At 63.0% G+C, this 9,356-nt stretch carries 9 protein-coding genes and 1 pseudogene; 6 read left to right on the top strand and 4 right to left on the bottom strand.

Going from position 1 to position 9,356, the window contains the following annotated elements; genetic code table 11:
- Together EOA78_RS33880 and EOA78_RS33875 are read right to left on the bottom strand one after the other, a co-directional pair.
- Positions 1–518, bottom strand: a 518-nt coding sequence (locus EOA78_RS33880) for a recombinase family protein (RefSeq protein WP_164784072.1), incomplete at its 3' end; no start/stop codon positions are given.
- A gap of 126 nt (positions 519–644) precedes the next feature.
- The gene (locus tag EOA78_RS33875; protein WP_245477973.1) at positions 645–1,661 is read right to left on the bottom strand and encodes a tyrosine-type recombinase/integrase; all 1,017 of its coding nucleotides are present in this window, start codon (positions 1,659–1,661) and stop codon (positions 645–647) included.
- Between the two features lie 233 nt (positions 1,662–1,894).
- Here EOA78_RS33875 and EOA78_RS33870 point away from each other — a divergent pair, with 233 nt between their 5' ends.
- Positions 1,895–2,920: a DUF1403 family protein gene (locus tag EOA78_RS33870; protein ID WP_245477971.1), complete on the top strand. Its 1,026-nt coding sequence runs from the start codon at positions 1,895–1,897 to the stop codon at positions 2,918–2,920.
- Between the two features lie 5 nt (positions 2,921–2,925).
- On the top strand, positions 2,926–3,639 hold the full coding sequence (locus EOA78_RS33865) for an SMC-Scp complex subunit ScpB (protein WP_127319888.1): 714 nt from the start codon (positions 2,926–2,928) through the stop codon (positions 3,637–3,639).
- Positions 3,640–3,644: 5 nt separating this feature from the next.
- On the opposite strand, the gene EOA78_RS33860 is transcribed toward EOA78_RS33865, so the two are convergent.
- The gene (locus EOA78_RS33860) at positions 3,645–4,829 is read right to left on the bottom strand and encodes a Fic family protein (RefSeq protein ID WP_127319892.1); all 1,185 of its coding nucleotides are present in this window, start codon (positions 4,827–4,829) and stop codon (positions 3,645–3,647) included.
- A gap of 214 nt (positions 4,830–5,043) precedes the next feature.
- On the opposite strand from EOA78_RS33860, the gene EOA78_RS33855 reads away from it, so the two are divergent.
- Genes EOA78_RS33855 through EOA78_RS37580 form a run of 4 tightly spaced genes read left to right on the top strand, consistent with a single transcriptional unit; the run spans position 5,044 to position 8,699 of the window.
- Positions 5,044–6,213 (top strand): ABC-three component system protein, encoded by a 1,170-nt coding sequence (locus EOA78_RS33855; protein WP_127319886.1) that lies wholly within the window; start codon positions 5,044–5,046, stop codon positions 6,211–6,213.
- The gene (locus EOA78_RS33850) at positions 6,210–6,716 is read left to right on the top strand and encodes a three component ABC system middle component (protein WP_127319884.1); all 507 of its coding nucleotides are present in this window, start codon (positions 6,210–6,212) and stop codon (positions 6,714–6,716) included. Before EOA78_RS33855 ends, EOA78_RS33850 begins: the two co-directional genes overlap by 4 nt.
- Positions 6,716–8,173 carry a DUF3732 domain-containing protein gene (locus EOA78_RS33845; RefSeq protein WP_245477969.1) on the top strand — a complete coding sequence of 486 codons (1,458 nt, stop codon included), beginning with the start codon at positions 6,716–6,718 and terminating at the stop codon, positions 8,171–8,173. Before EOA78_RS33850 ends, EOA78_RS33845 begins: the two co-directional genes overlap by 1 nt.
- A 13-nt stretch (positions 8,174–8,186) precedes the next feature.
- Positions 8,187–8,699: a DUF3732 domain-containing protein gene (locus tag EOA78_RS37580; RefSeq protein WP_245477967.1), complete on the top strand. Its 513-nt coding sequence runs from the start codon at positions 8,187–8,189 to the stop codon at positions 8,697–8,699.
- Between the two features lie 235 nt (positions 8,700–8,934).
- Here EOA78_RS37580 and EOA78_RS36655 read toward each other — a convergent pair.
- A pseudogene (locus tag EOA78_RS36655) lies at positions 8,935–9,356 on the bottom strand (DNA helicase); the annotation flags it as partial.

Genomic DNA, 9,356 nt, shown 5'->3' with positions numbered 1-9,356 from the left:
CCATAGGCCGCTTTCTGGGCACTCCTCATCCTGGCCAGTGCCTCCGGCCGGCGTTCTCGGATGCCCGGATTGCCCGGCAGGCGCCCTTTTGCCTTGGCGGCTCTGATACCGGCTTTCGTGCGCTCGGAAATCAATGCGCGCTCGAGCTGCGCGACGGCGCCGAGGACCTGCAGGGAGAACATGCCTTGCGGCGTCGTCGTGTCGATCGGATCTCTCAGCGAGCGGAAATGCGCGCCCTTAGCGGTCAGATCCTCGATCACCTCGAGCAGATGGCCGACCGAGCGGGCCAGGCGGTCGAGCCGGACGACGACAAGCGTATCGCCGGCAGCAATCTCGCGCACGAGCTTCGCAAGGGCAGGGCGGGCGCGGGACGCGCCGGACCCGTGCTCCTGGACGATCGTCTCGCACCCGGCCGCGCGAAGCTCGACTTCCTGCGCCTCGGTGGCCTGCTCGTTCGTCGAGACACGCGCATAGCCGATCAGCCGTCCGTGTGGTCGACGGGAAGCACGATTTTGCATGTCTGTCGGTTTTACTTCCCGATTTCAATTGAAGCGCTAAGGGGAAAAAATTGAAACGCTAAGGTGAAAATCCTGGCCTCCCGGGCTGTCATGTAGCGGCCGAAAAGCGGGGAGGGGAGGGGACTTTCAGAGCCCGGACGCCTTGGTGAGGTTGGTGCGGAATCTGTCTCGCCTCCGTTGATATTTGCGGGTCATTTCCGCCGAGGCGTGGCCGAGCTGCTTTTGCACGTGGCGCTCCTCGATATCGGCCGACGAGGCGAGACCGGCGCGCAGCGAGTGCCCGGCGAACAAAAGCGCCCGCTCCGCATCCGGCAGATCGGCGCGGACCCCGGCGGCGAGCGCGGTCTGCTTGACCAGGCGGGCGACATGCTTGTCGGAGAGGCGCTCGACGTCGACGGTCTTGTTGTCCTTGAAGATGCGCCGGAACAGCGGTCCGCGGGCGATGCGACCATATTTGATCCAGGTTTCGAGCGCGACGACGGGGCAGGAGAGGTCGCTGGAGCCGCGGCCGACCTCGACCTCGCGCCAGCCGGTCTTGCCGCGCAGCGTCACCAGGACGCCCTTGTCCGGAAAGATCTCGATCCAGCCGGCGCCGTCGCTGTTGTCGTCGCGAACGACGTCGAGGCCGACAATCTCCGATCGCCGCAGGCCGCCGGCAAAGCCGATGAGCAGGATGGCGCGGTCGCGCAGGCCCCTCAGATCATGGCCGAGCGTGGCGATCATCGCCAAAAGATCGTCGCCGAGGACCGCCTCTTTCACCCGCGGCGGCTTGGCGTGTTTGCGGCGGATGCCGGCGAGCACGGTGGCGATGTGGCGGTCGGCGCGGTCGAGCCCAAAACCGCGCTGGGTGAAATTCCACGACAGGCCTGACAGCCGCCGTTCGATCGTCGCAACCGACAGCGCCGGGGCGCCGAGCTTGGCGCCGCCGGCGGCGCAGGCGCTGATATAAAGCCCGATCACCTTCGGGTCCGGGGGCAGCGTTTCAAAACCCTGGCGCCGGCACCAGGACGAAAAATGCCGCCAGTCCTTGGCATAGGCGCTGCGCGTGTTGTCCGACCTGGCGTTCTTGGCATAGGCCGTGGCGGTCGCGACCAGGTCCTCGACACGTGCCGGGACACGTGGTGTCGGCCGGCCCATCTCCATGACGAGATCGACGATGTCGGGCAGCTCCCGCTCGAGAGGGTCGCCGTCGAGCGGATCGTCGGCCGGGAGGTCGTTTTTGGTGGGTTTTGGCGGGGGATTTTGCATGATTTGCGAGGCTAGCGGTATACGTCCGATAAGGCAAGCTTACCGGACATAATTGTCCCGCGACGGGTGCGGCGGTTTTGGCGTTTGACGGTTGCGGAAAGCGCCGCGCTCGCGCATCCTCGTCGGCGATGATTCGCCGCCCGAAACTGCTGCGCCAGCCGCCGATGATCGTCACCAGCGCCGGCCCGGCCACTTCGGCCGCTGCCGTGCCGGGCTGGCTGCGCGCCGCGGCGGCCGCTCCGCAATCGCTTGAAGACGCCACCTTTGCGGCCGCCGCGGCGCTGACCGCCCTCGACGCGGTGGTCCGCCGGCAGGAGCGCTGGGCCGGCGCCTGGCGGCAGCGGCTGGCGCTTGGATGCGCCGCGGCGACGGTGCGGCAGGCGGGCCGTGTCGAGGACGAAAGCGCGCTGCGCGACGCGGTGCTGCTCGCCCGCCCCGGCGATTTTTTGTCGGTCGGCCCCGCCGGACGGATGCTGTTGGCCTGGCGCCGGCTGGCTGGATCGCCTGCAGAGAAGCTTTTGACCGAGGCGAGCGTCACCGCGGTGCTGGATGACCTTGGTCTGGCGCGCGGCGACGAGGCGGTGCTCGGCGACCTGGTCGAGGCGCTTCGCCAGCTTGCCGCCTGCGCCGGGACGGTCGGGATGCTGACCGGCGCCGTCGCGGCGTGCGAGCGCCGCGGCCTGCCACGCGCCGTCGCATCCTGGCTCGCCGACGCCTTGCTCGCGCAACGGCTGGGCTGGGCCCATGCGGTGCCGCTGCTCGGCGCCGAACCGGCATGGGGCGCGAGCGCTGCGCGCCGCGGGCGCCCGGCGGCCGGGGTTGCGGCGCCGGCCGTCGAGAGCGAATCCGACCGGGCGAAAAACCTGCTTGGCGCTGAGGCGCGTGCCGCGCTGCGCGCGATCGATCTTTTCACCGATCTCGAACGCCGCGCCCAAAAGCTGCTTGCCGTCGCCCCGAAACTGCGGGCGAAAGGGGCGGAGCTGGTTGTCGAAAACCTGCTGTCCGACGACGCGCTGGTGGCGTCGCGCGGGGACAGGGGCAAAAAGACCGGGATGAGCGATCGCGGCCTGCGCCGCCTGTTCGACCGCCTGGTCGGTCTCGGCGCCGTACGCGAGCTGTCGGGCCGTGCCACCTTCCGCATCTACGGGCTCTGAACACGATGGCAGAGGCAGCGCGCGCAAGACGGATGAACGGGCGGTCAGGCGACCGCCAGCCAGACGACTGTCTGTTCGACCGGGAGCTGGACCAGCTGCCGCCCGAGATGCGCTGGCGCGAATGGATGGCCAGAGTCGAGGCGACCATTTTTGCGGCACAAGAGCCGGTGACCCGCGAGCGGCTGGCGCGTATCGTCGGCAAAAGCTGCAACCTTGACCTGCTCATCGCCGACGTCCGCGAGGAGCTGCGCGGCCGTCCTTATGATCTTGTCGCGGTCGCCGGCGGCTGGAAGCACCTGACCCGCCCGGCTTACGCCGACGCCATCCGCACGGCCGTCGGCGCCGACGAACGCACGGTCGATCTCTCGCAGGCCGAGGTGCTGGTGCTGATGTGCATTGCCTATTTCCAGCCGATCACGCGTGCAGAACTGTCGTCGTTTTTCGGCAAGGAGATTTCTCGCGACCTGATCGGCACGCTGCGTGGCCAGAACCTGATCGCCTCTGGCCCGCGCAGCCCGACGCCCGGCGCGCCCTATACCTATGTCACGACCAAAGACTTCCTGCTGGAGTTCGGGCTCGACACGCTGCGTGACCTGCCGGATTTCGAGGCGCTCGAGGATGCCGGGCTGCTGTCGAAGGAGAAGCTGCTCGCGGGCGACATCCTGCCGGGGTTCGCCGCCGGCAGTGAAGGAGAGCTGGATGCAGTCGATGGCGAGTAGCTGCGTTAGCCCGTCGCAGGAAGTGGTTCGGTGCCCTCGCTCAGTATGCCCAGATAGCGGCGGTAGCTGAACACGCGACCGCGACGGCGTCCGGTAATCTCTTCCACAATGCCGAGTCGCTGGAGTTCACCGAGCGCGGCATTGACGGTTGGTGTTGTGAGGCCTGTGCGTTCGACGAGTACGGGGGCTGTCACGAACGGATTCTGTTGCAGCAAATCGTGGATCCGAAGTGCTGAGCCGGCGCGATCACTTTCGGCCGTGATGCGATCGCGATCCTCCTTGAACAGATCGACGATGCGTGTGGCGGCATCGAAGGCCTGGGTGGCGGTTTGGGCCACGCCCTCGAGGAAGAAGTCAAGCCACGCTTCCCACGCACCTCGCTCGCGGACCTCCTGGAGCAGGCGATAGTACTCTGCTCGATGCGTCTTGAGGTAGAGGCTGAGATACAGTAGCGGCTTTCGCAGCACGCCGTGAATGCACAGGTACAGGGTAACCAGTAGGCGACCGATACGGCCATTGCCGTCGAGGAACGGGTGTATGGTCTCGAACTGCGCGTGCAAGAGACCGGCTTTGATGAGCGCAGGCAATTTGGACCTGTCCTCGTGCATGAACTGCTCCAGGGCTGCGAGGCATGCATCGAGCTCCGTGACAGGCGGCGGAACGAAGAGCGCGTTTCCAGGCCGGGTACCGCCGATCCAGTTCTGCGAGCGACGAAACTCTCCCGGACTTTTCGTGCCTCCGCGCCCACTCTGGAGCAGTCGCGCGTGCATTTCCCGGATCAAACGTAGCGAGAGGGGTAGTTCCTCCAACCGCTCAAGGCCGAACATCATCGCATCGACATAGTTGGAGACCTCGCGGATGTCATCGATCGGCTCACCGGCTTGCGCTTCCGTCTCGAAGCGAAGAAGGTCGGTGAGGGTCGATTGCGTGCCCTCGATCTGGGATGAAAGCACGGCTTCCTTTCGGACATACATGTAGAGGAAGAGTTCCTGTCGTGGCAGAAGAGTTGTGATGCCGTCCAGGCGCCCGAGCGCGCGCTCGGCAAGACTTAAGCGCTCCAGAAGGCCCAGAATGTCGATAGGGGGCGTCGGCGGCAGCGGCGGTGGAACGAAGGCGCGCACCATCTCCTCCGCGACCGGAGTTTCTACAAGGCGCCCGAGGCGCGATTCAGCAGTGGTTTGGTCGGCCATCGTCACCATCATGAACAGCCTGCGCTAGTTAAGCAATGGGCCTTTTACTTTACTAGCTGAGAGGTTAAGGTAAGCGGTCTTAACTAAGAAGCCTCGGGGGAAGGTTGGGGGCAACGGCTGAACCGAAACGGAATTTCGTGCATCCATGCGGGTTTGCGAACAGCGCGGTCGCTGATCGACGACCGAATGGTCGCACTTGCACCGGAGAGCCGCGTTGAGCGGCCTCACGAAAGCGGCAAAGCACAGTGCGCCAGGCCAATATCTGGGCTTTGCGCTGCAGCCGGTCCGTTTCTGTTACCACCTGCTCACATGCGAAAAGGGCACCAAGGTCTCTCTCGAGCATCTTGACGACGTGGCGGTGCACTACGCCGATGGAACCGTTTGCCTCGAACAGACGAAGAGTGCTCTCAAGACCAATCCATTGTCGGACTGGGCGATCGATTTCTGGAAGGCGCTTGCGAATTGGGCCGGGGCGTTTGATGACGGCTTGCTGAAAATTGGTAAAGCGCGCTTCCGCATTTACGTGACTCCATCCCGCAAAGGCACCTTCGCGCAGGCACTCAGCGATGCAACTACGGCAAACGAGGTCGGGGCGATTCTGGCGGGCATAGCTAAAAAAGCAGCGGCCGCCAAAAGCTCGCCCGCTTGCGCTGATCATCTCAAGACGGTGTTGGATCTGGCCCCTGAACGCCAGGTAGCGATCATTGCGAACATGAGGGTGGAGAGCGCCGACAACGATCCGATCGATCCTATCCGAGCGCTTCTCGCCCCAACGGTTCCGCCAGAGCTTGTCGATCTGTTTTGCGCAGCGGCGATTGGAATAGCGAAGCAGAACGCCGATCGGCTGATACAACTGGGGCAACCGGCGATACTTGATGGAGATGCCTTCAAGGTCAGCTTCCGCGCCTTTGTGCAGAAGAACATGATGCCAGGCTTGCTGACCTCCCTCCGTCCGGCGCCCCAGCAGGGCGACATTGAAAGCATCTTGTCGACGCGGCCCACCTTCATCCGGCAACTCGAGTTCATTGGTGCCAGCGATGACGATCGCCTTCGAGCGGTAAGCGATTTCCTGAGGACCTCCGCCGACAAGGCAGATTGGGCCGAACGGGGACTGATCTTTGAAGAGAGTTTGCGCGACTGGGATGATGACCTAGTGAAACGGCACGGCTTTATCGCCGGTGACGTCGCTGACCGTTACGGCGACCGCGCGGCCGATGCTCGCGGTCGGCTCGTCTATCGTCAATGCGCCTTGCTGCAGGCGCCACTCGAGGGGCGGGCGGTGCCGGGACATTTCGTTCACGGCTGCTTCAACACCCTTGCCGACACGCTTCGGATCGGTTGGCATCCCGACTTCGCGACCTTGCTCCATAATGAGGTGGCATGATCACCGAGCCTGATCGCGTACTCAACGAACTGGAGATCATCCAGAATCCAGCCTTGGGTGCATTTTCTGTCTGGCAGTTCGCGCTCGGCTATCAGGACGAAGCGGGATTGTCGGTGCCGTTCCCACTCGCCTTCCTTGTTCTTCCGTTGCTTCTTCACAAACCGACTCTGGACGCTATCGGCTCGACCCGGAAAGCCTCTGGGCTCGCGCTTTTTGCTGCCAAATTGGCCGCTCAACGCGAAGATCTGCTGGCGGTCCATGAGCGCGCGCTCCTATTGCGCCCATTGACACTCCAGGCGCTTGGCCTCGGCGTCACCGCGCGATTGATTAAGATTGAGTACGAGACTGCGGGGCTCCGCGCATTTCCGCTGGAACCCGGCAGCAAGAAGCCGACGCTGCCGGAGCGGCTCAAGTCGTTCGCCGCTGCTTCCGACAAACTCGGTTATTGGTTCTACAAGGCCGGACTGCAGCAGGTTGCAGTCGCGTTGAGAGTGGACTTCTGATGTATTTCCAACTGCTTAAGCTGATATTGTGGCCGCGGATCGATGCGCCACCACGCGTGGTCAACTTCAAGCCGGGCGTGGTGAACGTCATCAGTGGCGCTTCCAAAACCGGAAAGTCGGCCGTCATCCCAATCATCGATTACTGTCTCGCCGCTGACAAATGCGCGATTCCGGTAGGGGTCATCCGCGAAAACTGCGCCTGGTTCGGGGTTCTAATCGAAACTGTCGAAGGTCAAAAGCTGTTGGCGAGGCGCGAGCCGGGCGATCAGCAGAAGACCGGCGACATGGTGCTCATTGAAGCTCCCGACATCCCAATCCCTGATCGGATCACGGAGAAGAACACGAACGCCGACGCCGTGAAGGCGGTGCTGAATCGCCTGGCCGGGCTCACCAACCTCGATTTCGAACCCGCCTCCGACGTTGGTTTCCGCGCTCGTCCCAGCTTTCGCGACCTAATGGCCTTCACATTCCAGCCGCAGAATATCGTCGCCAATCCCGACGTCATGTTTTTCAAGGCCGACACGACCGAACACCGCGAGAAGCTCAAGACGATATTTCCCTATGTCCTTGGAGCGGTCACACCCGCCGTCTTGCAAGCCCGGTTTGAGCTCGACAGGCTAAACCGGGACCTCCGACGCAAGGAGAATGAACTGCGTGCGCTGACTGCGGCGAGCGGCGCGTGGCGAACCGAGGCGCAGGCATGGGTTCGTCAGGCGATCGAGCTTGGGGTGTTATCGGCGGAACAGGCTGTGCCGGAAGCCTGGCCCGATATCGTCGACCTGCTCCGCCGTGTCTCGCAAAGCAATGCTCGCGCGGCACAGCCCAGCCTGGCCGGCATCGACGTGGCGCTACAGCGCCTTCAGGAACTGCGTGCTGAAGAGACGAGCGTCGCGTCCCAACTCACCGAACATCGACAGCGTCTAAATGAACTGCGCCGGTTGCTCGAAAGCAGTGAGGCCTATGGCGGCGCCATTCGCATTCAGCGCGACAGGCTCGCTTTGGCCGATTGGTTCCGAGGCCTTGCCGCTAAGGGCAGCGACGAGGAACCGATAGTCCAGCTCAGTGACGCCGGGCGCGATCAGATACTCATTCTGTGCGAAAACCTCGACGCCCTGGAAGTACGGTTGAGAACGCACCCGAGCATCTCGGACACCCTGGACAAGGAGGTTTTTCGGCTTAGAGCAGCAACCGAGGTCGTTCTGGGGAGACTCATTGAGATACGGCGTGAAATTGCACGCCTTGAGAGGGATTCTGAAGCCGCACGCCAGGAGACCGATCGCTTCGATCGTCTCGAACGTTTCCTCGGGCGCGTGGAACAGGCCCTTCGCCTATATGATGCGACTGACCAAAGTGCCGGACTCGGGGAAGAAATCGACGCTTTGAAAGTCGAGATCGGTCGGCTGCAAGGCGTGGTGTCGGAGAACGAGATCCGCAGGAAAATTGCGAAATGCGCTTGACCGGATCGAAAACATGGCGAGCCGGCTCATCCCGCGCCTCGACGCGGAATGGCCAGATGCGCCAATCCGGCTCATGATCGAGGATTTGACGGTCAAGGTCATCCGCGGCAGCAGGGATGACTACCTTTGGGAGATCGGCAGCGGCGCCAACTGGCTCGCCTACCATGTGGCGGTGACGCTGGCACTTCAGAAATTCTTTCTAACAGAGCCCCATCACCCGGTTCCGGGATTGCTGATCTATGATCAACCCAGCCAGGTGTATTTTCCGAAACGGGCTGCGGGCGACGATTCAGAAGGGCCTTTGGCTTGGCGCGATCAGGACGTCGTTGCGGTGCGCGGAGTATTCGAACTCTTGGGCGATGAAGTGATCGCGGCTGGCGGGCGACTCCAGGCCATAGTGCTTGACCACGCGGATGATGAGGTTTGGGGCCGCCTTGCTGGCGTTGAGTTAACTGAAGAGTGGCGAGGGCAGGCGCTGGTGCCGCGCGAATGGATCGCCAGTTCACTCTCGACGCCAGAATTTTGATCATCGTTGAGCAACTAATTGACACGGTCCGGCAGACTAAGCGACATGATCGGGATTGCCCTGTTGTTTGCCGGTGTCTTTCGCTGGGAAGGCGAAAGGTCAGCTCACAGCAAGCGGATCGGAGATTTTTAGATGCAGTCTCCATCAATCGAGTTTAGATGCCCCGGACGTGGATGCATGGTCCGGGAACTCATCGATTGCGTCCCCGCCTATGATCTGATCCGAACTGATTTGTCTAGTAGGTTCTAGTCACTTCCGGTGCTGGCCAAACATTCAGCCTGAAATCATGCCGCTCAGGCCGAGCCGTCAGTAGCGCCTCTGAATATTGCGATCGCGCAACTGAATAGCCGGCGGCGTCAATCCAGTCGATGCCGTCATCGCGAACTACAGGGCGCACATCATAGGACCCGCGCCGACCATCTGTTGCCGTGAACCGGGCTGCGCTTCCCCGTACGGCCTCGGCAGCATCTCCTTGCCTCACGAGCGTTCTTTGCCATTCAAGGAACCGCTGCGGATCAATCAGCGTCTCAGCGCCGCGATCGTACCCTTCTTGTGCTAGCCATGCTTCGAATGCCAAACGTCTCGCCGCTGCCTCCTCGCGGGTCTGCGCAAGCCCTTGTGCGAGAGCGAATGCGACGAAGGGATCGAGCGTGCCCC

The sequence above is a fragment of the Mesorhizobium sp. M5C.F.Cr.IN.023.01.1.1 genome (assembly GCF_003997585.1).
Lineage (GTDB): Bacteria > Pseudomonadota > Alphaproteobacteria > Rhizobiales > Rhizobiaceae > Mesorhizobium > Mesorhizobium wenxiniae.
This window is presented reverse-complemented; position numbering and strand designations above follow the sequence as displayed.